Source organism: Glutamicibacter sp. NPDC088483 (genome assembly GCF_044753145.1).
GTDB lineage: Bacteria > Actinomycetota > Actinomycetes > Actinomycetales > Micrococcaceae > Glutamicibacter.
This window is the reverse complement of sequence record NZ_JBIVMP010000001.1, coordinates 579378-603288: the sequence shown is the minus strand read 5'-3', so window position 1 is coordinate 603288 and position 23911 is coordinate 579378. Positions and strand designations below refer to the sequence as shown.

The 23911-nt window shown below is 59.4% G+C and carries 27 protein-coding genes and 1 tRNA gene; 14 read left to right on the top strand and 14 right to left on the bottom strand.

Annotation, left to right across the window (positions count from 1 at the left end):
- From ACIP6G_RS02925 to ACIP6G_RS02910, 4 genes are read left to right on the top strand one after another with little or no spacing between them, the layout of a single operon-like run.
- On the top strand, nucleotides 1-1200 hold the full coding sequence (locus tag ACIP6G_RS02925; protein WP_105656886.1) for an MFS transporter: 1200 nt from the start codon (nucleotides 1-3) through the stop codon (nucleotides 1198-1200).
- A gap of 52 nt (nucleotides 1201-1252) precedes the next feature.
- Nucleotides 1253-2314: a UDP-N-acetylmuramate dehydrogenase gene (locus ACIP6G_RS02920; protein WP_365946135.1), complete on the top strand. Its 1062-nt coding sequence runs from the start codon at nucleotides 1253-1255 to the stop codon at nucleotides 2312-2314.
- 46 nt (nucleotides 2315-2360) lie between these two features.
- On the top strand, nucleotides 2361-2555 hold the full coding sequence (locus tag ACIP6G_RS02915; protein ID WP_365946141.1) for a hypothetical protein: 195 nt from the start codon (nucleotides 2361-2363) through the stop codon (nucleotides 2553-2555).
- On the top strand, nucleotides 2462-2836 hold the full coding sequence (locus ACIP6G_RS02910; protein WP_365946140.1) for a GNAT family protein: 375 nt from the start codon (nucleotides 2462-2464) through the stop codon (nucleotides 2834-2836). Before ACIP6G_RS02915 ends, ACIP6G_RS02910 begins: the two co-directional genes overlap by 94 nt.
- A 124-nt stretch (nucleotides 2837-2960) precedes the next feature.
- On the opposite strand, the gene asd is transcribed toward ACIP6G_RS02910, so the two are convergent.
- The 9 genes from asd to ACIP6G_RS02865 form a co-directional block, all read right to left on the bottom strand.
- Nucleotides 2961-4079: an aspartate-semialdehyde dehydrogenase gene (gene asd / locus ACIP6G_RS02905; RefSeq protein WP_332594903.1), complete on the bottom strand. Its 1119-nt coding sequence runs from the start codon at nucleotides 4077-4079 to the stop codon at nucleotides 2961-2963.
- Nucleotides 4080-4191: 112 nt separating this feature from the next.
- Nucleotides 4192-4419: an NF038396 family protein gene (locus ACIP6G_RS02900; protein WP_105656882.1), complete on the bottom strand. Its 228-nt coding sequence runs from the start codon at nucleotides 4417-4419 to the stop codon at nucleotides 4192-4194.
- 7 nt (nucleotides 4420-4426) lie between these two features.
- On the bottom strand, nucleotides 4427-5002 hold the full coding sequence (locus ACIP6G_RS02895; protein ID WP_365946134.1) for a dihydrofolate reductase: 576 nt from the start codon (nucleotides 5000-5002) through the stop codon (nucleotides 4427-4429).
- Nucleotides 4999-5808: a thymidylate synthase gene (locus ACIP6G_RS02890; protein WP_365946139.1), complete on the bottom strand. Its 810-nt coding sequence runs from the start codon at nucleotides 5806-5808 to the stop codon at nucleotides 4999-5001. The genes ACIP6G_RS02895 and ACIP6G_RS02890 overlap by 4 nt, the downstream gene beginning before the upstream one ends.
- Nucleotides 5809-5917: 109 nt before the next feature.
- Nucleotides 5918-6247 (bottom strand): GNAT family N-acetyltransferase, encoded by a 330-nt coding sequence (locus ACIP6G_RS02885; RefSeq protein ID WP_332594902.1) that lies wholly within the window; start codon nucleotides 6245-6247, stop codon nucleotides 5918-5920.
- Between the two features lie 139 nt (nucleotides 6248-6386).
- Nucleotides 6387-7394 (bottom strand): NUDIX hydrolase, encoded by a 1008-nt coding sequence (locus ACIP6G_RS02880; protein ID WP_332502983.1) that lies wholly within the window; start codon nucleotides 7392-7394, stop codon nucleotides 6387-6389.
- The gene (locus ACIP6G_RS02875) at nucleotides 7394-9610 is read right to left on the bottom strand and encodes an RNA degradosome polyphosphate kinase (RefSeq protein ID WP_365946133.1); all 2217 of its coding nucleotides are present in this window, start codon (nucleotides 9608-9610) and stop codon (nucleotides 7394-7396) included. Before ACIP6G_RS02875 ends, ACIP6G_RS02880 begins: the two co-directional genes overlap by 1 nt.
- Before the next feature lie 84 nt (nucleotides 9611-9694).
- Nucleotides 9695-10651, bottom strand: a complete 957-nt coding sequence (gene mshD / locus ACIP6G_RS02870) for a mycothiol synthase (protein ID WP_365946132.1) — start codon at nucleotides 10649-10651, stop codon at nucleotides 9695-9697.
- Between the two features lie 52 nt (nucleotides 10652-10703).
- Complete coding sequence (locus ACIP6G_RS02865; RefSeq protein ID WP_332487083.1) at nucleotides 10704-11372, bottom strand: response regulator transcription factor; 669 nt, start codon at nucleotides 11370-11372, stop codon at nucleotides 10704-10706.
- A 126-nt stretch (nucleotides 11373-11498) separates the two neighbouring features.
- Between ACIP6G_RS02865 and ACIP6G_RS02860 the strand changes: the two genes are divergently transcribed.
- The 3 genes from ACIP6G_RS02860 (at nucleotide 11499) to ACIP6G_RS02850 (ending at nucleotide 14205) form a co-directional block, all read left to right on the top strand.
- The gene (locus ACIP6G_RS02860; protein ID WP_105656875.1) at nucleotides 11499-12239 is read left to right on the top strand and encodes a hypothetical protein; all 741 of its coding nucleotides are present in this window, start codon (nucleotides 11499-11501) and stop codon (nucleotides 12237-12239) included.
- 266 nt (nucleotides 12240-12505) lie between these two features.
- Nucleotides 12506-13120 (top strand): FABP family protein, encoded by a 615-nt coding sequence (locus ACIP6G_RS02855; protein WP_365946129.1) that lies wholly within the window; start codon nucleotides 12506-12508, stop codon nucleotides 13118-13120.
- A 2-nt stretch (nucleotides 13121-13122) separates the two neighbouring features.
- The gene (locus ACIP6G_RS02850) at nucleotides 13123-14205 is read left to right on the top strand and encodes a folate-binding protein YgfZ (protein ID WP_133833615.1); all 1083 of its coding nucleotides are present in this window, start codon (nucleotides 13123-13125) and stop codon (nucleotides 14203-14205) included.
- 74 nt (nucleotides 14206-14279) lie between these two features.
- Here the strand turns inward: ACIP6G_RS02850 and ACIP6G_RS02845 are convergent, their stop codons facing one another.
- From ACIP6G_RS02845 to ACIP6G_RS02830, 4 genes are all read right to left on the bottom strand, one after another.
- Nucleotides 14280-15308, bottom strand: coding sequence for a 6-phosphofructokinase (locus ACIP6G_RS02845; RefSeq protein ID WP_400288553.1), 1029 nt, complete (start codon nucleotides 15306-15308; stop codon nucleotides 14280-14282).
- A 254-nt stretch (nucleotides 15309-15562) separates the two neighbouring features.
- Nucleotides 15563-15805: a PspC domain-containing protein gene (locus tag ACIP6G_RS02840; RefSeq protein ID WP_105656871.1), complete on the bottom strand. Its 243-nt coding sequence runs from the start codon at nucleotides 15803-15805 to the stop codon at nucleotides 15563-15565.
- Nucleotides 15806-15840: 35 nt separating this feature from the next.
- The gene (locus tag ACIP6G_RS02835) at nucleotides 15841-16089 is read right to left on the bottom strand and encodes a hypothetical protein (RefSeq protein WP_400288551.1); all 249 of its coding nucleotides are present in this window, start codon (nucleotides 16087-16089) and stop codon (nucleotides 15841-15843) included.
- Nucleotides 16090-16101: 12 nt separating this feature from the next.
- Complete coding sequence (locus ACIP6G_RS02830) at nucleotides 16102-17424, bottom strand: PspC domain-containing protein (RefSeq protein ID WP_400288549.1); 1323 nt, start codon at nucleotides 17422-17424, stop codon at nucleotides 16102-16104.
- Nucleotides 17425-17550: 126 nt separating this feature from the next.
- On the opposite strand from ACIP6G_RS02830, the gene ACIP6G_RS02825 reads away from it, so the two are divergent.
- Nucleotides 17551-18804, top strand: coding sequence for a PspC domain-containing protein (locus ACIP6G_RS02825; protein ID WP_400288547.1), 1254 nt, complete (start codon nucleotides 17551-17553; stop codon nucleotides 18802-18804).
- Between the two features lie 4 nt (nucleotides 18805-18808).
- On the top strand, nucleotides 18809-19477 hold the full coding sequence (locus ACIP6G_RS02820) for a response regulator transcription factor (RefSeq protein ID WP_133833619.1): 669 nt from the start codon (nucleotides 18809-18811) through the stop codon (nucleotides 19475-19477).
- Nucleotides 19478-19551: 74 nt separating this feature from the next.
- Here the strand turns inward: ACIP6G_RS02820 and ACIP6G_RS02815 are convergent, their stop codons facing one another.
- On the bottom strand, nucleotides 19552-20751 hold the full coding sequence (locus tag ACIP6G_RS02815; protein WP_400288545.1) for a pyridoxal phosphate-dependent aminotransferase: 1200 nt from the start codon (nucleotides 20749-20751) through the stop codon (nucleotides 19552-19554).
- Between the two features lie 268 nt (nucleotides 20752-21019).
- Between ACIP6G_RS02815 and ACIP6G_RS02810 the strand changes: the two genes are divergently transcribed.
- The 5 genes from ACIP6G_RS02810 (at nucleotide 21020) to rplA (ending at nucleotide 23799) form a co-directional block, all read left to right on the top strand.
- Nucleotides 21020-21092: transfer RNA gene (locus tag ACIP6G_RS02810), tRNA-Trp, on the top strand.
- Between the two features lie 114 nt (nucleotides 21093-21206).
- Entirely contained in the window at nucleotides 21207-21455 is a 249-nt protein-coding gene (gene secE, locus ACIP6G_RS02805) for a preprotein translocase subunit SecE (RefSeq protein ID WP_038992215.1), read from the top strand.
- 72 nt (nucleotides 21456-21527) lie between these two features.
- Entirely contained in the window at nucleotides 21528-22397 is an 870-nt protein-coding gene (gene nusG / locus ACIP6G_RS02800; RefSeq protein WP_332487099.1) for a transcription termination/antitermination protein NusG, read from the top strand.
- 130 nt (nucleotides 22398-22527) lie between these two features.
- On the top strand, nucleotides 22528-22959 hold the full coding sequence (gene rplK, locus ACIP6G_RS02795; RefSeq protein ID WP_105657674.1) for a 50S ribosomal protein L11: 432 nt from the start codon (nucleotides 22528-22530) through the stop codon (nucleotides 22957-22959).
- Between the two features lie 135 nt (nucleotides 22960-23094).
- Nucleotides 23095-23799: a 50S ribosomal protein L1 gene (gene rplA, locus ACIP6G_RS02790; RefSeq protein WP_105661540.1), complete on the top strand. Its 705-nt coding sequence runs from the start codon at nucleotides 23095-23097 to the stop codon at nucleotides 23797-23799.
- Nucleotides 23800-23911 lie beyond the last annotated feature (112 nt).

Sequence of the window (23911 nt, the reverse complement as noted above, 5' to 3'; positions counted from 1 at the left end):
ATGCAACTTCCCGGTGAAGCGCAGAGGCCTGTAACCCAGTGGCGCAACGCGCTGATGGCCGCCTACCTGGCCAGCGGCCTGCTGATCTCGGCCCTGGTTTCGCGCTTGCCCGCAGTGCGTGATGCCCTGCAGCTGGACCACGCCAGCGTTGGACTGCTGCTGCTGTGCATGAGTGCAGGATCCTTCCTGTCCGTCTCGGTCTCAGGACAACTGGTTCTGCGCCTTGGGGCCACCCGCGTCATGCGCATCGCCGCGACAATAGCCGGCTGTTCACTCATTCTTGTAGGCGTGGGCGCAGGAATCTTTGGCAGCGCCCTGATCTGCGGCATCTTCCTCTTCGCCCAGGGCCTGGGGACCGCATCATGGAATGTCGCCTCCAATGTCCAAGGTGCGGCCATGGAACGCGCCTTGGGCAAGAGCATCATGCCCGCCCTGCACGGTTTCTTCTCCATCGGCACCGTGATCGGTGCCGGCGCTGGTGCGCTAGGTGCCCGACTGCAGATCCCGTTGCAGTACCACTACGGCTTCATGGGCCTGGTTATCGTCTTCACCGTGCTCTACAGTGCCCGATTCTACGGAGAAGACTACAGCCGGACCCCGCGCACCAGCAGCGGGACCTCGCTGAAGAAGGCATGGACCGAACCGCAGACCGTCCTCTTGGGCGTTCTGGTTCTGGGCATGGCCCTGGCTGAAGGCGCAGCCGGCGACTGGGTGGCCATGGCACTGGTGGATGGATACCACACGAAGGAAGGCGTCGGAGCCATCGGCTACGGCGTCTTCGTTACCGCCATGACACTGACCCGGCTGCTGTCCGGCGATCTGATCTTGCGCCTGGGCCGTGTCGTCATGATCCGGGCCAGCGCCATCAGCGCCCTGGTCGGGGTACTGCTCTTCGCCTTTGGCAACAACCTGCCGCTGGCCTTCGTGGCCTTGGCCATCTGGGGCATGGGCGTGGCCCTGACCTTCCCGCTGGCCATGAGCGCGGCATCGGATGATCCTGTTCATGCCGCGACCCGCGTCTCGGTAGTGTCCACCATCGGCTACGGCGCCTTCCTCGGTGGCCCGCCGCTTTTGGGACTGCTGGCTGAAGTCATCGGCCTGCTACCTGCTTTGGGTTCCATTTCCATCCTGGTGGTCGTGGCCTTCTGCTTGTCCTCCAATGCCGCCGGAAACCGTACCGGCGGCGCAGGCAAAGCGTAGAACGCCGGCCGGCCGCACCTATTCGTTCCCATACGGAAAGTAAACTGAAGCAATGCTGAAGAATCTGACCACGACCCACGTTGGTGGGCCAGCCCAGCAATTGGTGACCGCTACCAGCGAAGCTGAACTGGCTCAAGCCGTTGCGGCAGCAGACACCGCAGGGCACGACGTTCTGCTCATTGGCGGGGGTTCCAACCTGGTGATCTCCGACGAGGGGTACCCGGGCGTCGCAGTGCAGATCGCCACCCGCGGACTGCACCTGGACGAGCAGCCTAATGGCAAGGTGCTGCTGCGCGCTGCCGCCGGCGAGAACTGGGACACGACCGTTGAATACAGCCTGGCTGAGGGCCTGAGCGGACTGGAAGCGCTCTCGGGCATCCCCGGGTGCACCGGTGCCACTCCGGTGCAGAACGTCGGGGCCTACGGGGCAGACATTTCCCAGACCCTGGCGTGGCTGCGTGCCTACGACCGCCAGAGCAACCAGGTACTCAAGCTGGATAACTCCGAGCTTGGTTTCGCCTACCGCGATTCGGTCATCAAGCGCACGAGCACCAACGGATCCCCACGCTACGTGGTCCTGGAAGTGGCCTTCCTGCTGACCCGTGAAAATGAATCGGCTCCTATCCGCTATGCAGAGCTGGCCCGCCGGCTCGGAGTTGAAGCTGGCGAACGCGCCGACGCGCTCGAAGTGCGCCAGACCGTTCTGGACTTGCGTCGTTCCAAGGGCATGGTCTTTGATGCCAGGGATGCCGACTCGCACTCCACGGGTTCCTTCTTCACCAACCCCATCGTTGAATCCAGCGTCATGGGCAAGCTTCCCGAGAACGCTCCGAGCTACCCGGCGGAACAAGCTGGCTTCCTCAAGCTGTCCGCCGCGTGGCTCATCGACCAGGCCGGTTTCGGCAAGGGCTACGGCTTGGAGGGGACCGAGGGGTTCGCGCTCGCTGGCGGCCGAGCGTCCCTGTCCACCAAGCACACACTGGCCATCACCAACCGCGGGGAAGCCACCGCCCAGGACATTGTGGCCATTGCGCGGGCAGTTCGTGCCGGCGTGCAGCAGCGTTTTGGCATTGAACTGGTCAATGAGCCGTTGCTGATCGGCCTAGCTCTCTAAGCGAGCAGCATGCCAGCCATCGCCGGAACACGGGAGGAAAACAAGGGTGCACTTGTCATTGCGAAAGCTCGGGCTGGAGGATATCGACCTGCTGGAAGCGAACTTCCAATCCGTGCAGGGTGCCGGTGAAGCCCAGTGGTTCGGCTTCTGGGATACGAACAAGCTGCGCGCCCGTGTCGGCCAGGACCAGTTGATCGGCAACGCCGATGGCGCGCTGGCAGTCTGCTTGGGGGGCAAATAATCGGCAAAGTCGATTGGTTCACCGTTTCGTCGTGGGGCCGGGCCAACACCTCGGCCTGCTGGGAAGTCGCCATCGGCATCTTTGCCCAGTACCGCGGCCAGGGCCATGGCACGCAGGCGCAGAAGATGCTCGTCGACTACTTGTTCACCCACTACCCCCGTCATCGGATCCAGGCTACGACAGCCGCAGAAAATGCGGCTGAGCAGAAGTGCCTGGAGAAGCTGGGGTTCACCCGCGAGGGTGTCATCCGCCAAGCGCAGTGGCGCCGGTGCGTGGCATGACCAGCTGATCTATTCGGTACTCCGGGATGAGTGGGCCCACTAGAGCTCATCTGCAAGGGAAATGGCCAAGCCCAGAACAGAAATTTCTGTTCTGGGCTTGGCCGTGGCTTTGCCTCGGAGGTGCCTAGAGGCGGCCCTGGGCGATAGCGAGCATGCGGCGCAGCGGCTCGGCAGCGCCCCACAGCAGCTGGTCTCCAACGGTAAAGGCCGAGATGTACTCAGGACCCATTTCCAGCTTGCGGATACGGCCGACCGGGATATCCAAGGTACCGGACGCCGCGACCGGAGTCAGCTGGTCCATGGTGGCTTCCTTCTCGTTGGGAACGACTTTGGCCCACTGGTTGTCTGCTGAGAGCAGCGACTCGATTTCGGAGACCGGCAGGTCTTCCTTCAGCTTCAGCGTCAGTGCCTGCGAGTGCGAGCGCATGGCACCGATGCGGACGCACAGGCCGTCCATGATGATCTGCTTGTCGCCGGGGGTCTGCAGGATCTTGTTGGTCTCCACGCCTGCCTTCCACTCTTCGCGGGACTGGCCGTTGCCCAAATCAGCGTCGATCCATGGGATCAGCGAGCCGCCCAGTGGTACGCCGAATTGCGCGGCATCCAGGTTTCCGCGCTGGGTTTCCAGGACCTTGCGGTCGATTTCCAGGATGGCGCTGGCTGGATCAGCCAACTCGCTGCCCACCGACGCATTGATGTCGCCGAACTGGGTGAGCAGTTCGCGCATATGGCGTGCGCCGCCGCCGGAAGCGGCCTGGTAGGTCATCGCGGTGCCCCACTCGACCAAGTTGTTCTTGAATAGCCCGCCCAAGCCCATGAGCATGCAAGAGACGGTGCAGTTGCCGCCGATGTAGTCCTTGACGCCAGAGGCCAGGGATTCATCGATCACGGCTCGGTTGACCGGGTCCAAAACGATGACCGAATCATCATTCATGCGCAGCGAGGACGCCGCATCGATCCACAGGCCGTCCCAGCCGGACTTGCGAAGCTCGGTGTGGACCTTGGTCGTGTAGTCCCCGCCCTGGGCAGTGACGATGATCGGCAACTTGGACAGCGTTTCAATATCGAACGCGTCCTGCAGCGGCCCAGCACCCTCAGCGAATGCCGGGGCGTTGCCGCCGGCATTGGAAGTCGAGAAAAATACCGGGTCAATCTGGGCGAAATCGCCCTCGTCGAGCATGCGCTGCATCAGCACGGAACCAACCATGCCTCGGTAACCTACAAAACCAACAGATGAAGTCATGTATCCATGGTAGGGGCGTTTATCCGGCAGAGCCCGGTTCGTTACACCAGTTAAAGCAGAATCACACCCAAGCCCCAGCAGGGTTCAGGTGTGACTCGGTGCAGCGAAAGTTTTACTTTTCCTCAAGCAGCAGCTTGCGGTTCTTGATCGCCCACATGGCGGAGAAGATAAAGATCTGCGTCGGGACCAGCAGCATGATCAGGCCGAATACCTTGTGGCCGCCGAGAACCATGAAGAAGCCGAGTACGGCCACCACCAAGGCCAGCAGCGGGAAGAGCATGTATCCGAGAATGAAGAGTGCTTCGGGGTGCTGCTTGAGCTCTCCGATGTATTTTTTCATGGTCGTTCTAATCCTTTTGGCGAAGCCAGGTTTCAAAGCGGTAGCGGGTACCGGTGGAGGAAGTGTGCCAGTGGGCAGCTTCCGAATCTAGGGACGGATCGGATGCGCCCAGAGCGAAGTCAGCGGTGAGCTTCGGTGCGGAGGTATCTCCAGCAGGGGAGGCATCGAGCTTGGTAATCACCGCGACGTCCAGCAGCGCCAGTGCCTGGGCATAGACCTTTCCGCCGCCAATGATCCATACTTCTTCGCCGCCGGCGCTGCGCTGTGCCAACGCGATGGCTTCTTCCAAGCTGGAGACGGGGAGTGCGCCATCCTTGCGCAGCTGCGCGTGGGCATCAGCCTGCGTGGTCAGTACGATGTTGGTGCGTCCTGGCAATGGACGGAACTTCGCCGGGAAGGAATGCCATGTGGCACGACCCATGATCACTGGATGGCCAGCGGTCGTGCGCTTGAAATGGGCCAGGTCCTCGGGAACGTGCCATGGCATGGCGCCGTCAGCGCCAATAATGCCGTTCTCGGCTTGGGCCCAAATGGCGCCAATCAGCGGTTCAACGTCGTGTGCGTGGCGAGGCTTGGGAGTCATACCGCTACGGCTCCCTTGATCGTCGGGTGGTGCTGGTAGTGGTTGATGCTGAAATCTTCCAGCGTGTAGTCGAAGATCGACTCGGGCTTGGAATTGAAGCTGAGCGTCGGGTATGGGTAAGGATCGCGGGAGAGCTGCTCCTTGACCTGTTCCAAGTGGTTGGTGTAGATATGCACGTCGCCACCAGTCCAGATGAACTCGCCTGGCTCCAGATCGAGCTGGTGGGCAAGCATGCGCGTGAGCAGTGCGTAGGAAGCGATGTTGAACGGTACGCCCAGGAACATGTCTGCACTGCGCTGGTAGAGCTGGCAGGAGAGCTTGCCCTCGGCCACGTAGAACTGGAAGAACACGTGGCATGGAGGCAACGCCATATTCTGGATCTCTGCGACATTCCACGCCGAGACGATGTGGCGGCGGGAGTCCGGATTGTTCCGCAGCGAGTCGACCAGCTGGGAGATCTGGTCAATGTGGCCGCCATCGGGAGTTGGCCAGCTGCGCCACTGGACACCATAGACCGGTCCGAGTTCGCCGGCTTCGTCAGCCCATTCATTCCAGATACGCACGCCCTGGTCCTGCAGCCACTTCACATTGGATTCGCCGCGCAGGAACCACAAGAGTTCTGCTGCCACGGATTTGAAGTGCACGCGTTTGGTGGTGACCAGCGGGAAAGAATCCTTCAGATCGAAGCGGATCTGGCGGCCGAATACCGACAGCGTTCCAGTTCCGGTGCGGTCTTCCTTGGAGGCGCCGTTCTCCAGCACGTCTCGAAGCAGATCTTCATAAGGGGTTGCGATTGGAGTCGTCATCATACCTGTCGTGCTGGTGGTCGGCGCTGGCATATTCACACGTCCCAGTTTAGATCAAACGGAAAGTTCCTGGAACTAAGCGCATTGATGATGCTGCTCGCACTCGAGCCTAGCTCGCAGCCACCATGTCGTTATACTCCGGGTAGCGGCGCAGGTAGTCCTGGACGTAGCTGCACTCCGGAACGATCTTCAGCCCCTTGTCGCGGAACTTGTCCAGGACCAAGGTCACCAGCGCGCGGGCGTATCCACGACGGCCAAATTCCTCATTGACTATGGTGTGCTGGATGGTGGCGATGCCATCTTCTTCGTAGTAGCCGAGGAAACCGACAAAAGTGGAACCGTGCCACAGCGAATAGCGGCCGCGGCTGGCATCGTGATCCAAACGCAGTCCATGGTGCACAATCTTCTCGACTGGCTGGTTCGGTTGCTGGGCAGTCATGGCATTACCTCATTCTTGGCTGTGACGTGTCTCCTATTCATAGTCTCATCCCTAACCGGAGGCAGATGCAACGGCTGGTGCCACGCCCTGAGAGAACACTGAAGCCCGGCATGCAATGCCGGGCTTCATCCGCATCAGACTAGTCGTGATACGGCGTATGAATCTCAAAGGAAACAATTCGCGGGCTGCCGGATTGGACCTGCTGCGCAATGATCAGGGACCCCGGTTCCAAATAGGGATCCTGGTCCGGCAGGGCCTTGGCCAGTTCATCAGTGGAGTTCTGGGCAAGAACCTCCAGCACGAAGGGCAGCACCGGGCGATGGGTGCAAATCACCTGGGAACGGTACTTGTCGAAGAGCTTCTGCACGGCCTTGCGTGCCCGCTCCGGATTGCGTGTCGCCGCATGTTCGGTCAGGGCCTTAACGCTCTTGAGCTTCAACGCGTGCAAGGCGGCATAGGGCGTGATCGTCTGGACGCATCGCATCCACGGAGAAGAGGCCACGTGCATCGGCTTCCAGGCTTCGAGCATCCGGGAAACTGCCTGCGCCTGGCGTCGTCCCGTCGCCGCCAGCGGGCGGTCTCCTTCGGCACGAGTCCAGTTGCCGCGAGGCTTGGCCTTTGCATGGCGGACAATGAGCACCGGGTGCGTATCGAGCACACCGGCTTCATAAGCCAGGACCAGATCGGCCAGCGGCTGGTTGTCCGTGGCAATGGACAGCATTTTGGCAGCCTTCTTGGGACTGGTCCAAAGAGCCTCGTCGCATTCTGCGCCATCAGGCTCAATTACCGTCTGCGCATCGGTCTTGGCTGCCCAATAGTAGACAACCTTGGTTTTCTGGCCCACGGAGTAGGCGGTGGCTGAAAGCGGGATGCCCAAGGTGATGCGCAACCCGATTTCCTCGCGGACCTCGCGCAGCGCACACTCGGCGATGGATTCACCCTGATCCAGTTTGCCCTTGGGCCAGGACCAGTCATCGTACTTTGGGCGGTGGATCAGGAGAACTTGGAGTTTGCCGTCCTTCACGCGCCAGGGGATTGCCCCGGCGGCCACGATGTCGTATTCGCCAAGGCGGATTTCCTCGGCATCTGCAGAACGGATGATGTCACGAGCCCTGGTGCGGGTATCGCGCAGCTCTGGTTCGGTCACTAGCTATTACGTCCACTGTTTCGTCGGCGGGCATGTTCTTCAACTAACCAGAACTGGACGTCCGAGAGCGCCTTGCCATCCTCGTCCTGGTAATGGCGAATCCAGTCGCCATCGGAGTTCAGGTGCCACGAAGCGGTCTTGTCGTCCATGTAGCGGGCCAGCAGGGTGATCATGCGATCAATGTCCTCCTGGTTGCGCAGCGAGACCAGGGCTTCCACGCGACGATCCAGGTTGCGGTGCATCATGTCGGCGGAGCCGATGTACACCAGTGGATCTCCGCCGTTTTCAAACATGAACACGCGGCTGTGCTCAAGGAACCGGCCCAAGATGGAACGTACTTCGATGTTCTCGCTCAGTCCCGGCACTCCCGGGCGCAGGGCGCAGATGCCGCGAACGATGACTTCCACCTTGACCCTTGCCTGGCTGGCCCGGTACAGCGCATCGATGATGGCTTCATCCACGATGGAATTGACCTTGATGACGACCTTTGCCGGCTTGCCGGCCGCGGCGTTGGCTATTTCCTTCTCGATATGCGCCAGCAAGCCGGTGCGTACCGAGCGCGGAGCAACCAGCAGGCGGTTGTAGGTCGAGCGCGGGGCGTAGCCCGAAAGCTGGTTGAACAGCTTGGAGATATCCTCGCCAACTTCGTCGTCGCAGGTGAGCAGGCCGAAGTCTTCGTAATACCGCGCGGTGCGCGGGTGGTAGTTGCCGGTGCCGATGTGGCAATAGCGGCGCAGCTTGTCGCCTTCGCGGCGAACCACCAAGGAGAGCTTGGAGTGGGTTTTCAGGCCCACGATGCCGTAGACCACGTGCACGCCCGCCTGTTCCAGCTTGCGCGCCCAAGAGATGTTGGCCTGCTCGTCGAAGCGGGCCTTGATTTCTACCAGGGCCAGAACCTGCTTGCCAGCTTCGGCCGCATCAATCAGCGCATCGACGATGGGCGAGTCGCCGCTGGTGCGGTACAGGGTCTGCTTGATGGCCATGACCTTCGGATCAGCTGCGGCCTGTTCCAGGAAGGCCTGCACGCTGGTGGAGAAGGAATCATAGGGATGGTGAAGCAGGATGTCGCGGCGCCGAACGGCCGCGAACACATTGGCGGCTTTGGCAGTTTCTGATTCGTTCAGGTAATTCGAGGTATGGCCAACATGCTTGGTGTAGTGAAGCTCTGAACGGTCCAGCGACGCGATAACGCCCAAACCGCGCAGGTCCAATGGGGTGGGAAGCTTGAAAACCTCGTCCTCTTCAACACCGAGCTCGCGGGTGAGCAGCTCCATGATTTCAGGGTTGATGTCATTGGCGACTTCCAGGCGAACGGGAGGACCGAAGCGGCGGCGCAGCAATTCCTTCTCCAGCGCCTGCAGCAGGTTCTCTGCATCGTCCTCTTCAACTTCCAGGTCCTCGTTGCGGGTGACACGGAAGAAGTGGTGCTCGACGATTTCCATCCCCGGGAACAACAGCTCCAGGTGCACCGCAATAAGTGCTTCGAGCGGGATGAACCGGGCCGTGCGCAACGAAGAGTGCGCCGCGCGGTTGCCGTCGATGCTGATCAGGCGGGCGATGGTGTCTGGCACCTTCAAGCGGGCAAAGAGTTCCTTGCCGGTCAGCGGGTTGCGGACCACCACAGCCAGATTCAGCGACAGCCCGGAGATGTACGGGAATGGGTGAGCAGGGTCAACCGCCAGCGGAGTGAGTACCGGGAATACCTGGGAAACGAACCACTTGGAAAGCAGGTCACGCTCGGATGCCGAGAGGTCTTCCCAGGTGGTGATGCGGATACCCTGCTCGGCCAAATCGGGGTATACCGAGTCGGCGAAGACTTTGGCATGGCGGGTCTGCAGCGCGTGGGCCGAGGATAGCAGCAACTCCAACTGGTCTACCGGGTTCATTCCGTTAGCCGCCGGCACCGCCAGTCCAGCGTGGATGCGGCGCTTCAGCCCGGCAACGCGAACCATGAAGAACTCATCAAGGTTCGAGGCGAAGATGGACAGGAAGTTCACCCGTTCAAGCAAGGGCAGATCGGTGTCTTCGGCCAGCTCCAGAACGCGGGCGTTGAAATGCAGCCAGCTGAGCTCACGGTCAAGGAAACGCTCATTTTTGAATCCGCCATCGGGATGCAGATCCGGTAGCGAATCTGCTGGCTCTATACGATCTTCATTGACCTTCGAGGAAGGAACATCACGTAGCTGAGTACCAGTTTCCTTGGGGTAGCTATTCATCGGCTGAACTCACTTCTTTCCTGCAAGTGGACGCTAAAGACACCGCTGGCGGCAGTCCCGATAAATCAGGGACTGCCGGTACCCCTAGTCTATCTTCTGCGGACCGTACATAATGTCCGCATCCCAAAGTGTGAAGCCCAGCGAGCGGTAGAGCTTAACTGCAGCTTCATTATCGGCATCCACGTACAAGATCACCGCATCGACGCCCAATTCCAGCAGGTAGTTGATGCCGGTGGTGGTCAAGGACCGGCCCAGGCCTAGTCCCTGCGCCTCGGGAACGACGCCGACAACGTAAACCTCGCCGGTGGGGCGGACCGCGTCTGCGGTAGCAGGATGGATCTTGGTCCAATGGTAGGCGAGCAGATTCTCCTCCGCGTCAAAGGCCAGGAAGAAGCCGGATGGGTCGAACCAGTCCTCGGACATGCGCGCTTCGAGGTCATTGAGGGTCAGCGAACCTTGCTCGGGATGATGCGCGAAGGACTTGGCGTTAGCTTCCAGCCATTGCGGCTCGTCCTCGCCAACACGGAAGGTGCGGACCGTAATCCGGCGATCAATCGCAGGCTCTTCAAGGTAATCGGTGCCTTCGCGGCGCATCCGGAACAGCTCGCGTACGCGGTCCAGGCCCACACCTGCGGCCAGCTTCTTGGCTGCATCGTGGTCGCCGTGCGCCCACGCCTGGATCTTCGAGAGATCCAGCAGCTCACCGAGCTTGCCCAGCAGGGTCCGGCCAATGCCAGCGCGGCGATGCTCGGGGTGGACTACCAGTTCCAGGACCCAAGGCTGATCCGGGGATTCCCGAACCGCGATGGCAACGCCGGCCAACGTCGACTCCGCGCCTTCGCCGGCTTCAGCCAGCAGGGCAAGCAGATTCTGGCTAGGCTCATCGGCTGCCAATGCCACCAGGGTCTGGTCGCTCAACGGCGGGTTGCCATCGGCTTTCTGCGCATCGAGGGCTAGCTGGCGCACGTCGGATAGCGCCCGTTCATCAAGCTCACCGGGGACGTGCTGGATGGAAACAGTGTTCTGTGGCAGTTCGCTCATGCATTTCACGATAGTCGTAAAATGTGCGAAGTGGGTAGGAGTTATCTGAAAGTTATGATTCGGTGTGGAAGCGGTAGCCGACGTTGCGCACCGTTCCGATGAGCTGTTCATGATCGGTGCCGAGTTTCGCGCGCAAACGTCGCACATGCACGTCTACGGTACGGGTGCCTCCGTAGTAGTCGTATCCCCACACTTCATGCAGCAGCTGTTCGCGGGTGAAGACTCGGCCGGGGAACTGTGCCAGGTACTTGAGCAGTTCGAACTCTTTGTATGTCAGGTCCAGCATGCGGTTATCGATACGGGCGGTGTAGCTCAACTCATCGATGCGCAGGCCCGAAGTGCTTTCAGTGGCCACCGGTGCGGGGGCGGGAACCGTGGCTCCGGAGAGCATCAGGCGGATGCGTGCATCAAGCTCGGCAGGGATGGCGGAAGGCAACAGGAAATCAGTCGCAAACCAATCCGAGTTCAAAATGCCCAGTGCGCCTTCGCTGACAACCAGCAGCAAGGGCAGATTCAAATTGGCGTGCAATAACTGCGCCAGGGAGCGCGCCGGAATGAGATCTGTACGGGCATCGAGGATGACCGCGTCGCACTCAGGGATTTGGCTCAGCGACTCCGTTGTTGCAGGGAAGAAAGAAATCTCGTGCAATAACAGTTCGAGTGCCGGAAGAACTTCAGCGGCATTTTCGGCATGATTACTTAATAGCAGTAGGTGAGCCAATCGGTCTTCCTCCTGCCAGATAGTTGCGAAAAAATCACTTTTACGTGTCACATTATAAGGAATGAATCAGTTGAAGCACGCATGTGAACACGCAAGTGCGGACACATTACCGTCAGGAATCAGAATTTGAGAATCAAGGTTTTATTCAGTGGACTCGTTGCAGCGGCACTGCTTGTCGTTGTTGCAAGTCTGGATTCGATGAGCTGGCTGATGGGTGTGCTCACCGCGGTCTTGCAGCTGATTTTCGCCTATACCTGGCCACGAATGGTCCGCTCCGATGCGCCTTGGCCGATCACCATCATCTTGGCGTTGTGCTCTTTGGCGGCTACGGCTTCGACCATGTTCATGCCAGGCGGGTCGGTGATGTCACATAGTGTCGAAGCAATCGCCGTTGGCGTGCTTCTGGTATTTATCAGCCAGGTATTGCGCGGGGCAGAAGCCGAAGGCCGGCTGGCCGGTGTGGTTTCTGGCGTGACCGGCATAGTCCTGGGCGTGCTGGGTTCCGCCTGGGCCGCTAGTGCTTATGTGCCCTACGGCTTTGGGCTGGCCGTCACAACCGTGGTCGCTCTGCTTGGGGCTGGTGCGGTTGCCGTTACCCGCCTGCCAAACCGGATGACCATGATCCTGGCGCCTGTGGTCGCTGCCGCATTGGGCGCGGCCTCCAGCGCGCTGCCAATCGATATGCTCTGGTACCAAGGGGCGACCCTGGGACTGCTGACCGGCTTGCTGGTGGGTTCATTACGGGCATTGGCCTTGGTCAGCCGCAGCGTACGAAACATGAGTGGAATCCTTGGCCTTGCCTGCGCCATCTTGCTGATGAGCGGTGCGGTCAGCTGGTACGCGATGGAAGTGCTGGCTTTCATTTAGCGGTGAGCGGTTCAAATATGATGCTAGCTGCGTCACGCGTGTCGAAGTTCTCCTGCCTCCCGCGCTAAGATGAAGCCATGAATGAAAATTACCTTGCAATCGAAATTTTCTTCCAGGCACTTGTAGTGATCGCCGGTCTCGGAATGGCTGGGTTCGCAGGCTTGGTAGTGAAGCGCCTCTTCCAGGGCCAGAAGTAGAAACAGCGCACACAACAACGTGTGCGCTGTTTTCATTTCATCACTAACTGACTTAGGAGCGAGTAGTCCATGGCTTTTGACCTACCTACGGACCTCACCCCGGAACTTGTACCTTTCGCATGGCTCATCGGCACCTGGGAAGGTGCTGGCCGTCTTGGCGAAGGCGAAGCCGAGGACGAGTTTTTCTGGCAGCAAGTCACCTTCCGTGACGTTTGCGGGCCGTACCTTGAATACCGCAGTGAAGCCTGGCTGACCGAAGCCGATGGCACGAAGCTGCGGATCCTAGCCGTTGAAACCGGCTTCTGGTCCTTGGACCGTGAACAGCAGGAAGCCGATGCCGGTCCTGGCATGGAGCCCGGTGACATCTTCCCGGTACTGCGTTCGGCCGACGATGTGCAGAAGCTGCATACCGAAGACGGCTTCAAGATCCAGGCGCAAATTGTCCGACCAGACGGCATCTCAGAGCTGTATTACGGCCTGATTAATGGACCACGCATTCAGCTGGCCACCGAGAGCTTGCTGCGCAGCAAGAACGCCCAAGCTTACGCGTCCTCAACCCGGATCTACGGTCTGGTCAATGGCGAGCTGTTCTGGCGCTGGGATGTTTCCAAGGGCAATATGGATCTTCAAGCGCACGCCTCGGCGGCGCTCAAGCGTGTCACCTCGGAAGGCACGGTGCACTAATCATGGCCACTGAATACCGTTCGGTCCTGCTGGACCGTGCTGCTGCAGTGGAAGCTGGCGGCGTAGATGCCGGCGTCGCAGCCCACTACGGCGCTCCTACCCGCGAAGCTCGCAAACTCGCTGAGGGCCAGGCAATTGCCGATCTGAGCCACTTCGATGTTGTGGAGATCCGCGGCGAAGACCGCCAGAGTTGGCTCGATACGCTCAGCAGCCAGCGCATTTCCAGCCTGAAGCCAGGAGACAGCACCCAAACGCTGCTGCTTTCGGTTCAAGGACGCATTGAGCACGAAATGAAGGTGCTGGCCACCGCAGATCGCTTGCTGCTGATCGTTGAACCTGGTGCCGGAGCAGCGTTGGCGCAGTTCCTGAACTCAATGCGCTTCATGCTGCGCGTTGAGGTCAATGATCTTTCCGAGAGCTACGGCGTATTGGCGGCTACCCGCAAGATTGGCACTGCCGGGAGCCTGGTCTGGGAGAACCCATGGCCCGGAATCACCGACGGTGGTTGGGCCTATTCCCGTGAGGATCACCCGGGCAAGGAACGTCCGTGGTTCTTGCATATCGTGGAGTTGGAGCAGCTTGCCGTCGCAGTAGCTGACGAAGAGCTGTCAGGCATGATGGCTGTCGAGGCCTTGCGTATCGCCGCGTGGGAGCCGCGCTTCGGTGCCGAGATAGACGACAAGACCATTCCCCACGAGTTGGATTGGCTGCGTACCGCGGTGCACATGGACAAGGGCTGCTATAAAGGCCAGGAAACAATTGCCCGGGTGCACAACATCGGCCACCCGCCTCGTCGCATGGTTTTCTTGGACCTCGACGGTTCCATGCACACGCTGCCTGCCACCGGCGCCGAAGTGAAGCTGGGGGAGCGCACGGTTGGCCGGATCACTTCCGCGACTTTGCACTATGAAGCCGGGCCAATCGCCTTGGCCGTGGTCAAGCGCAACGTTGACCCGGAAGCGGTTCTGTCCGTGGTGGACGGCGAAACGAGCTACCCGGCAACGCAGGAAGTCATTGTGGCGACCGACGCCGGCCAGGTCGCTGGGCGCTTTACCGGGTTCCTGAGAACCCCGCCGCAAGGCTAAAGGCCAAAGAGAAGGGCGTGGGTTGGAATGCTGTGAACAGCATTCCAACCCACGCCCTTGGTGTATCTCCAGGCCTAGCCGAAGAGCACGGCGGCCTCTTCGTAGCGTTCCATGGGGACACGCTTGAGGTTGTTCAGTGCGGCACGCAGCGGTACGCGCAGCACCTTGGTGCCGTGCAACGCCACCATGGTGCCCCACGCCTCGGCATGGATGGAATCCACCGCAGCCATTCCCAAACGGGTGGCCAGGACACGGTCAAAAGCGGTGGGGACGCCGCCGCGCTGAATATGTCCCAGCACGGTTGCACGCGTTTCGATGCCGGTACGTTCCTCAATGACCGGGGCGAGCATCTCCCCGATGCCGCCAAGGCGGGCGCGTCCGAAGGAATCGAGACCACGTACCGAGAACGCTTCTTCCATGCCTTCTGGCACAAAGCCTTCGGCCACAACCACCAACGGGGCGCGTCCGCGCTCATGGGCTTCGTTCACCCACTGGCAGATCTGCTCCATGGTGGTGGAAACCTCCGGGATGAGCACCGCGTGCGCACCGGATGCCATCCCCGCGTGCAGTGCAATCCAGCCTACGTGGCGGCCCATTACCTCGGCCACCATGCAGCGGTGGTGGGAATCGCCGGTGGTGCGCAGGCGGTCAATGGCTTCGACCGCAATCTGGTTAGCGGTATCGAAACCGAAGGTGTAATCCGTGGCGTCCAAGTCATTATCGATGGTCTTGGGAACGCCAACGATAGGAAGGCCGGCTTCGCATAGGCGCTGGGCGCCAGCTAAGGTGCCTTCCCCGCCGATGGCAATCAGCGCATCGATGCTAGTGGATTTGAGAACCTTGGAAATGTTCTCCGCGCCACCAAGTTCCCCTTCAAACGCATTGGTGCGTGAGGTGCCCAAAATGGTGCCGCCTTGCTTGGCGATGCCACGCACAGCGGTTCGCGGAAGGTCGAAGAAGTCGCCTTCCTTGACGCCGCGCCAGCCGTCGCGGAAACCGACGAATTCGTCGTCGTAGCTTTTGATGCCATTCAGTACCGCACCGCGGATGACGGCGTTCAGACCGGGGCAGTCGCCGCCTGAGGTCATGATTCCAATGCGCATTGGCCCTCGCTTAGTAATGGGAAAGCCTTGTGCGACAGCTGGAGCGTGCAGGCCCCGTGATAACGCTGTAACAGCAAAGAGTTCCATTCGGATTTCAGTCAATATCCGCGCGCCATTGAGCATCTACTCTGCGTGCCATTGTACGTGCTTAAAGCCACTAGGGCGAGTCTCATGTCACGGAAGTGCACGAGCCTCGCCCTAGCCGGATAGCGATGCCAAGCATCGTTCCCGAGCAGGCCAGCCGGGAACGGTATTTAGAATTTGCGAAGCCAGTTCTGCAAGATGATGGTGTTGTCCTGCGCTGGGATCAGGATCCACGCCAGGATATATGCAGCAACACCCATTACCGGAAGCAAGAACGAAAGCAGTAGGGCGATACGCACCAAGGTGACATCCCACCCGAACTTGTCGGCGATGCCCCCGGCGACGCCACCGGCCAATCGGCCTGGCCCGCGACGAAGCGGCATGGAACGAAGCGAGTTGAAGAATGCGTCCATCAGAGAACTCCTAATTGTTGGAAAAGCTTGGAGGCTTAGAGATTGGGGTCGGTGGGAACCGGTGCTTCGGCTTCGGATTTGCGGGCCTTGCCGGCCGATGCCAATCCGGAGAAGATCATGGCTACGCCGGCCAAGGCGACGATAGCGATGAAGAACAGCGGCATGTCAAAGCTCCACTGCAAGACCAGACGGCTGAGCGATGCCAGGGCGACAACGATCAGAATCAGGCCGAAGACCAAGGTTCCGGTAGGGAATTTCCTAGCGGGAGTAGAAGAAGTATTCATGGGGCTCAGTCCTTAGAAATCCGTGTTGCTGGGGTTCAGGATGCTGGGATCATCCACGGTCGTGGAGAACGAGGAAAAAACTCCGTCTACTTGAATGGTCAGCATTGGTGCATTTCCCGGCAAGGACCGCCGGTCCTGCGGCAGTTCCATATCCATTCCGGAAAGGAATGCGCCGTCGGTCTCGATCTTCACCGGAACATTGTCCGGCAGCAGCAGATCCATTCTGGAGAAGACCGAATCGATCTCCACCGTGGTGGGTTTGGTGATACTGCCCAGATGGGTCAGGTCAACCGTTGAGCTGCTGAAAACAGCGCTGTATTGGCTGTCGCTGCCGGTAGCCGATCGAACGAACCCGCGGGCAGATTCCTCGAAAGACGTAGCAGAGAAGATCACCGTCAGGACCAGCAATGGAATGGCCAAACCCAACAGGCCTCCACTGGTTCGCCCGGAGAGGGCCGCTAGGACAATGGTGATGCCAACAAGCAACAGGCCGCAAGCCAAGGCCACGGTCCAGCCCGAACCAGGCAAGGCCACGATATCCAGGTAGTCGGCCAGCATGACCACGGCGACCACCAGCACGGTAACGCCGAAGACGGTGGTGCCAAGCCAACCCGGAATCGGGCGGCTGATCGGCTTGCGATTCGCCTTGGCACTGTAGGCCTTCGTGTATGCGGGATCCGGCGAATAGCTATTTTCGTACTGGCCCGCTGGACCAGAATCACCTGAATTCATGGGGTGCTCCTTCATCGGCGCATCCGGGTAGTTCGTCCCGAACCCGCTAGCTACGCTCGCATTGAAACTCTGGGTGCCGTCCTCACGCCAAGGATGCTCCAACGCGGTGCTCTTCTCGGCAGCCCTTGGCGAGGCAGCAGAGCTGTCACCGGTCGCTGCCGGATTGCGGGCTTGGTCCGGACGCGCAAACCGGGTGTTCTTCCTGCTGAAGATAATGAATGCGATAGCCGCAACAATAGCCAGGGGCCACAGGACCGGTGCCAGCGAATCCAAGAACCAGGGAGCAGGGAAGATGCCCAGCGCAAAGATGATCACCGCGCCAGTCATGCCGCTGGTCCAGTTCCGGTTCACGGCACTTTCCAGATGCATTTTGCCTCCCGCATCAGGAAGCAACGCCCAAGCCAGTCCATAGAGCACCATGCCCAAGCCGCCTAGGACACCGAGCACCACGAAGATGCCGCGGATCAGCACTACATCGACCTTGAAATATTCGGCGACACCAGTTGCAACGCCACCGAGCCACTGCGAGTCCTGGCGAGTGATCGGTGATTTGCGCAGCTGGTCGTAAAAGCCGCGACGACGTTGAGAGCCTTCGTTGTTCATAGTCCAATGTTCTCGTGTGGCAGGGGTCCCGCGCTATGAGGGGATACCCTGAACTTCCCCTAGGGGTGCCCCTAGATCCGGTGATCAACCGGGAAGAAACGACAAGAACGTGCTTGACTTAGAACTATGGAAAGTCCTGAACGGCGTTTGATGGTGCGCAGCGAGAACCGGCTAATCGCCGGCGTCTGCGGCGGCCTCGCGGAGCACCTGGGCATCCCGCTGGGGTACGTGCGTATTGGGTTCCTGGGATTGTCCGCACTGGGCGGCATCGGCATTCTGCTCTACGCGTGGCTTTGGGCATTCGTCCCGAGCGCCGAAGAGGCGCACGCTGACGAGCTTCGCTCCTGGGGCACCAGATCACGCAGCCTTGCTGAAGAAATGAACCGGGTGCAGCAAGGCATCTTCCGTCCACGCGAAGGTTGGGAAAGGAACTCCACCTGGCGTGACACGCTGATCGGTGCGGGCCTGCTGGCGCTCGCCGTCCTGGCTTATGGACAGTGGACCGGCTGGAATATCCGCTGGGATCTGATCTGGCCTACCTTGGGCGTGATTGCCGGTATTGTGCTGGCTTGGATCCAGTTCGATGAAGGTATCACCGAGCACAAGAAGCGCCCGTCATTGCCTTTCTTGCTGCGCCTGGCTTTTGGCCTGGTCCTGGTCATCGGCGGTCTGCTGGCCCTGCTGGGCAATACTGTCGGAGCCACAGACCTGCTCGGCGGCTTGTGGGCGGCCTTGGCGATCATTGTCGGCGCAGTCGTGGTGTTGCTTCCCTGGGGCACTCGGCTTTGGCGCGATTTCATCGCTGAACGGAGCTCGCGCCAGGCGGCGGCCCAACGTGCAGAGTTCGCGGCCCACCTGCACGACTCGGTCTTGCAGACCTTGGCAGTGATTCAAAAACGCAGTGAAGACCCAGCGGCGGTGAGAACCTTGGCACGCGTCCAAGAGCGTGAACTGCGCCAATGGCTGTACGGCAACCATGACCTTGATGATGAAGATGTAATCGTTGAGATCCAGCACGAGGCAAGCCACATCGAACAGCTGCTACTGCGTGATGTAGAAGTCATATCCGTAGGCAATGCTCAGGGCTTTGCCGGGCAGCAGGCACTGGTGGCCGCTAGCCGCGAGGCGATGATGAACGCAGCGAAGCATGCCGAGGGCAAGATTTCGGTATTCATCGAATGCTCGGCCGAACAAGTAGAAGTGTATGTGCGTGACCGCGGCACCGGTTTTGAAGTAGATGGAATACCGGCGGACCGGCACGGCGTCAGGGAATCAATCATTGGCCGCATGCAACGCGCAGGCGGCATGGCGCATATCCGGAGCGGTGAATCCGGAACCGAGGTGCAGCTGAGCATGCCACTGAACATGGAGGAAGAATAGAAACATGAACGCTGAGAACACCACCGAGAACTACCGTGTAGTGCTGGTGGATGACCACGCCATCTTCCGTTCCGGTTTACGTGCCGATTTGGCCCAGGACATCCAGATTGTCGGGGAAGCTGGCACCGTGGAAGGAGCCATCGAGGTGATCACCGAACAGCAACCGGATGTGGTGCTCCTGGATGTGCACCTGCCCGGTGGCCGCGGCGGGGGCGGGGCCGAAGTGCTCAAGGGGTGCACCGGGCTGCTGGGATCCACGCGTTTCCTGGCATTGAGCGTTTCCGACGCAGCACAGGACGTAGTGACGGTCATCCGTGCCGGTGCTCGCGGGTATGTCACCAAGAGCATTTCCGGGGCCGAAATTTCCGATGCAGTACGTCGCGTGGCCGGGGGAGATGCCGTGTTCTCGCCACGCTTGGCCGGGTTCGTCCTGGACGCCTTTGGCAGCAGCGGTCCGGTGGCAGAAATTGATGAAGAGCTGGATTTGCTCTCTGACCGCGAATTGCAAGTCATGCGTTTGATTGCCCGGGGATATAGCTATAAGGAAGTAGCCAAGGAACTGTTCATCTCGGTAAAGACCGTGGAATCGCATGTGTCCAATGTGCTGCGCAAGCTCCAGCTATCCAACCGCCACGAACTTACCCGTTGGGCTGTGGACCGCAAGATCCTCTAAACGGCACTGCGGCAAAGCACAGAAGCCGGGCAGTCCATCATGGACTGCCCGGCTTCTTTAGCGGCGCGGTTTTTCTACTTGGCTTCGCCCAGCAGCTTGGCCATCCGTGCGACGCCTTCTTCGAGATCAGCATCACCCAGTGCATATGACATGCGGATATAGCCGGAAGGGCCGAATGCTTCACCTGGAACGACGGCAACTTCTGACTGTTCCAGGATGAAAGCAGCAAGTTCTGCACTGGTGTTGTTCACAACGCCGCGGATTTCGCGACCCAGCAGGCCTCGAACATCCGAATACGCGTAGAACGCGCCTTCCGGAGTAGGGCAGTGCAGGCCGTCAATCGCGTTCAGTGATTCGACGATGGCCAAGCGGCGACGGTTGAAGGCAACCTTCATGTCGTTCACGGCATCCAGCGGCCCGGCAACAGCAGCCAGGGCGGCTCGCTGCGATACGTTGGAAACGTTCGAGGTGGCGTGGGACTGCAGGTTGGTGGCGGCCTTGATGACATCCAGCGGACCTGCCATCCAACCCACGCGCCAGCCGGTCATTGCGTAGGTCTTTGCCACGCCGTTGAGGATGACAACTCGGTCTTCGAGCTCTGGGACCAAGGTCGCGATGGAGCTGAAAGTTGCATCGCCGTAGGTCAAGTGCTCGTAGATCTCATCGGTAACAACCCACAGCCCCTTGGAAGCAGCCCACTGGCCGATCTCGCGGACCTGCTCCGGGGTGTATACGGAACCGGTGGGGTTCGAAGGAGAAACGAACAGCAGCACCTTGGTGCGTTCGGTCAGTACGGATTCGAGCTGTTCGACGGTAACCTTGTAGCCCTGCTCCGGGCCGGCAAAGACCGATACGGCCTTGCCTCCGGCGAGCTGGATGGCTTCGGGATAGGTGGTCCAGTACGGAGCCGGAACGATGACCTCGTCACCTGGATCAAGCAGGGTTGCGAAGGTGTTGTACACCGCCTGCTTGCCGCCATTGGTGACCAGAACCTGGTTGGCCTTGAGCTCGTAGCCCGAATCGCGCATGGTTTTGGCGGCGATTGCTTCGCGCAGCTCGGGAAGGCCGGCTGCAGGGGAGTAGCGGTGGTTCTTTGGATCCTGGGCCGCCTTGACTGCTGCTTCGACAATGTAGCCAGGGGTTGGGAAGTCGGGTTCACCGGCCCCGAAACCGATTACTGGTCGACCTGCTGCTTTAAGAGCCTTCGCCTTGGCATCTACTGCGAGAGTCGCGGATTCGGAAATTGCGCCGATGCGGCGAGAAATGCGAGACATTGGGGATTCGTCCTGAAGTCTATGGGGACAGCTGTTACACCTCAGTTTAGTTCGCAACCTTGCACTTCAGCATCACAATTTTGAAAATGACACAATAAGGTGCGCAACGGGGCGCGGGAATGCGTTCTGCGCCACACCGGAGGTTGTTAGTTCGACATTTCCGATTTCGTTGCGTAAAGTTATTTCTCGTTGCCGAGACATCGCAACGGACGAAGCTGAATGTTTTATCCGCTAAGATGTTCTAGGTGCGAGCGGTAAAAAGCTCCGAAGGGTAGTGGCGCAATTGGTAGCGCAGCGGTCTCCAAAACCGCAGGTTGCAGGTTCGAGTCCTGTCTGCCCTGCGCAATAGCGATTTATCGCTTAGCGAATTATCTCATCACGGTGTGTTGCAGTCGAATAGACTATGGCACACCGTGATTGTTTCAACTGGCCAAATTTTTGAAACGAGGAAGAACATGACCGAATCTGCTCTCAGCTCCGGTAAGGGTGGACAGAAGTTGGGTTTCTTTGCCCGGATCTTCTTGTTTTTCCGCCAGGTAATCGCAGAACTTAAGAAGGTCGTCACCCCGACCCGCAGTGAACTAGTGAATTATTTCCTGGTTGTTGTCGGTTTCGTGGTCGTGGTGATGCTGATCGTGACGGCCCTGGACTTCGTCTTTGGGCAGGGTTCGATCCTCCTGTTCACCAACAAGGTCGAACAGTAATTTTGTTGCCTCGGAGGTATGATTACCCCGAGGCAATTTAGTGTCATTCAGTCAAAGAAAGCAGGAGCTGCAGTGTCCGACAAGGAACTCGAACCGCAGATTAATGACGAGGTCGAAAACGAGTTCGTTGAAGCCGCCGGCGATCAGGTTGAGCCAGCTGTAGAAGCTGACGTCGACCCAACCGAAGCACCAGCACAGGACGCTGAAGACGCTCAGGTAATCGAAGGCGCAGCTGAAGAAGCTGAAGGCGAAGACAACGAAGCCGAAGCTGAAGAAGCCGAGGGCGAAGACAACGAAGCCGACGCTGAAGAAGCCGAGGGCGAAGACAACGTAGCCAAGCTCAAGGAAGAATTCCGCGCTAAGCTCCGTCGTCTTCCAGGTGACTGGTTTGTCATTCACACCTACGCTGGTTACGAAAACCGCGTGAAGGTCAATCTTGAGACCCGTATCCAGACCCAGGACATGGATGAGTTCATCTTCGATATCCAGGTTCCAATGGAAGAGGTCGTCGAGGTCAAGAACACTCAGCGCAAGATCGTTCGCCGCGTGCGCATCCCGGGCTATGTCCTGGTCCGCATGGAGCTGACTGACGCGTCGTGGGGTGTTGTTCGACACACTCCAGGTGTCACTGGATTCGTTGGCAACGCCCACGATCCAAACCCACTGAGCCTTGACGAAGTGTTCTCCATGCTTGAGCACACCATCGTTGATCCAGTAGAGCAGCCATCGGCGTCCAAGCCAGGCCGTGCTCCAATTACTGAGGTCACCGTGGACTTCGAAGTCGGCGAATCGGTTATCGTCAATGACGGACCGTTCGAAACGATGCCGGCAACCATCTCGGAGATCAAGCTGGATGCCGCACAGCTGGTAGTACTGGTTTCGATCTTCGAACGTGAAACCCCAGTGACCCTGAACTTCAACCAGGTCACCAAGATCCAGTAGTATTAAGTCTTCGTGCCCCGCATCGGTCGCTTATCGATGCGAGGGTACGCTTGGCTGTCGCGCCACGATAGCCAGATCCCCGTGCCACGCTCCTGTGCCACGGGAAACGCAAGAGTAAGAAGGACCCGACATGGCCCCAAAGAAAAAGGTCACCGGACTCATCAAGCTGCAGATCCAGGCAGGTGCTGCTAACCCAGCTCCTCCAATCGGTCCAGCCCTTGGTCAGCACGGCGTCAACATCATGGAATTCTGCAAGGCTTACAACGCAGCGACCGAGTCGCAGCGCGGTAACGTTGTTCCAGTTGAGATCACCGTATACGAAGACCGTTCGTTCACTTTCATCACCAAGACTCCTCCTGCAGCTGAGCTGATCAAGAAGGCAGCTGGCATTGCAAAGGGTTCGGGTGTTCCGCACACCGACAAGGTTGCTAACCTGACCCAGGCTCAGGTTGAGGAAATCGCCACCACCAAGATGGCTGACCTGAACGCAAATGACCTGGCTGCTGCAGCCAAGATCATCGCCGGCACCGCCCGCTCCATGGGCGTGACCGTAGAAGGCTAATCCCGCCTTCCGCTGTTCACACGCTGGATAGCACTCAAGAATTCAATCTAAGGCGAAACGGTCATCTGATCGATTCGCCCGTGGCAGGACCCCGCGCGGTCCATATGACCACGACTGCATAAGGAGAAAACGCAGATGGCAAAGCGCAGCAAAGCATACGTAGCCGCCGCGGCTAAGATCGATGCCGACAACAACGTCTACGCTCCAGCCGAGGCAATTGCCCTGGCTAAGGAGACCGCAGGCGATAAGACCAACTCGACCGTTGAGGTTGCTTTCCGCCTGGGTGTTGACCCACGTAAGGCTGACCAGATGGTTCGCGGTACCGTAAACCTTCCACACGGCACCGGCAAGACCGCCCGCGTGGTTGTTTTCGCTAACGGTGACAAGGCAGAAGCAGCTCGCGAAGCTGGCGCCGACTTCGTTGGCTCGGACGACCTGATCGAAAAGATCCAGGGCGGCTGGACCGACTTCGACGCAGCAGTTGCAACCCCTGACCTGATGGGCAAGGTTGGCCGCTTGGGTAAGGTACTGGGTCCTCGTAACCTGATGCCAAACCCTAAGACCGGCACCGTGACCATGGATGTGGCCAAGGCTGTAACCGACATCAAGGGCGGCAAGATCGACTTCCGCGTCGACAAGCACTCGAACCTGCACTTCATCATTGGCAAGGTTTCGTTCGACGCAAAGCAGCTGACCGAGAACTACGCAGCAGCTCTGGAAGAGGTTATGCGCCTGAAGCCTTCGGCTTCGAAGGGTCGCTACATCTCGAAGGCAACCATCGCTACCACCTTCGGTCCAGGTATTCCTGTTGACGCGAACGTAACCCGCGTTGAGGCCTAAGTCTAGTAGCTAACTAGCTTGGGGGAGCATGCCGATAATCGGCATGCTCCCTTCCTTTTTAAGCGAGGAATCTGCGCGATGGCCACGGCTGCTGGAAAGCGTATTCATGTTT

Coding starts and splice junctions, on each gene's coding strand:
- ACIP6G_RS02925 (WP_105656886.1), top strand. CDS start 1: ATGCAACTTCCCGGTGAAGCGCAGAGGCCTGTAACCCAGTGGCGCAAC.
- ACIP6G_RS02920 (WP_365946135.1), top strand. CDS start 1,253: ATGCTGAAGAATCTGACCACGACCCACGTTGGTGGGCCAGCCCAGCAA.
- asd (WP_332594903.1), bottom strand. CDS start 4,079: ATGACTTCATCTGTTGGTTTTGTAGGTTACCGAGGCATGGTTGGTTCC.
- ACIP6G_RS02900 (WP_105656882.1), bottom strand. CDS start 4,419: ATGAAAAAATACATCGGAGAGCTCAAGCAGCACCCCGAAGCACTCTTC.
- ACIP6G_RS02895 (WP_365946134.1), bottom strand. CDS start 5,002: ATGACTCCCAAGCCTCGCCACGCACACGACGTTGAACCGCTGATTGGC.
- ACIP6G_RS02890 (WP_365946139.1), bottom strand. CDS start 5,808: ATGACGACTCCAATCGCAACCCCTTATGAAGATCTGCTTCGAGACGTG.
- ACIP6G_RS02885 (WP_332594902.1), bottom strand. CDS start 6,247: ATGACTGCCCAGCAACCGAACCAGCCAGTCGAGAAGATTGTGCACCAT.
- ACIP6G_RS02875 (WP_365946133.1), bottom strand. CDS start 9,610: ATGAATAGCTACCCCAAGGAAACTGGTACTCAGCTACGTGATGTTCCT.
- mshD (WP_365946132.1), bottom strand. CDS start 10,651: ATGAGCGAACTGCCACAGAACACTGTTTCCATCCAGCACGTCCCCGGT.
- ACIP6G_RS02855 (WP_365946129.1), top strand. CDS start 12,506: ATGGCTTTTGACCTACCTACGGACCTCACCCCGGAACTTGTACCTTTC.
- ACIP6G_RS02850 (WP_133833615.1), top strand. CDS start 13,123: ATGGCCACTGAATACCGTTCGGTCCTGCTGGACCGTGCTGCTGCAGTG.
- ACIP6G_RS02845 (WP_400288553.1), bottom strand. CDS start 15,308: ATGCGCATTGGAATCATGACCTCAGGCGGCGACTGCCCCGGTCTGAAC.
- ACIP6G_RS02840 (WP_105656871.1), bottom strand. CDS start 15,805: ATGGACGCATTCTTCAACTCGCTTCGTTCCATGCCGCTTCGTCGCGGG.
- ACIP6G_RS02835 (WP_400288551.1), bottom strand. CDS start 16,089: ATGAATACTTCTTCTACTCCCGCTAGGAAATTCCCTACCGGAACCTTG.
- ACIP6G_RS02830 (WP_400288549.1), bottom strand. CDS start 17,424: ATGAACAACGAAGGCTCTCAACGTCGTCGCGGCTTTTACGACCAGCTG.
- ACIP6G_RS02825 (WP_400288547.1), top strand. CDS start 17,551: ATGGAAAGTCCTGAACGGCGTTTGATGGTGCGCAGCGAGAACCGGCTA.
- ACIP6G_RS02820 (WP_133833619.1), top strand. CDS start 18,809: ATGAACGCTGAGAACACCACCGAGAACTACCGTGTAGTGCTGGTGGAT.
- ACIP6G_RS02815 (WP_400288545.1), bottom strand. CDS start 20,751: ATGTCTCGCATTTCTCGCCGCATCGGCGCAATTTCCGAATCCGCGACT.
- secE (WP_038992215.1), top strand. CDS start 21,207: ATGACCGAATCTGCTCTCAGCTCCGGTAAGGGTGGACAGAAGTTGGGT.
- rplK (WP_105657674.1), top strand. CDS start 22,528: ATGGCCCCAAAGAAAAAGGTCACCGGACTCATCAAGCTGCAGATCCAG.
- rplA (WP_105661540.1), top strand. CDS start 23,095: ATGGCAAAGCGCAGCAAAGCATACGTAGCCGCCGCGGCTAAGATCGAT.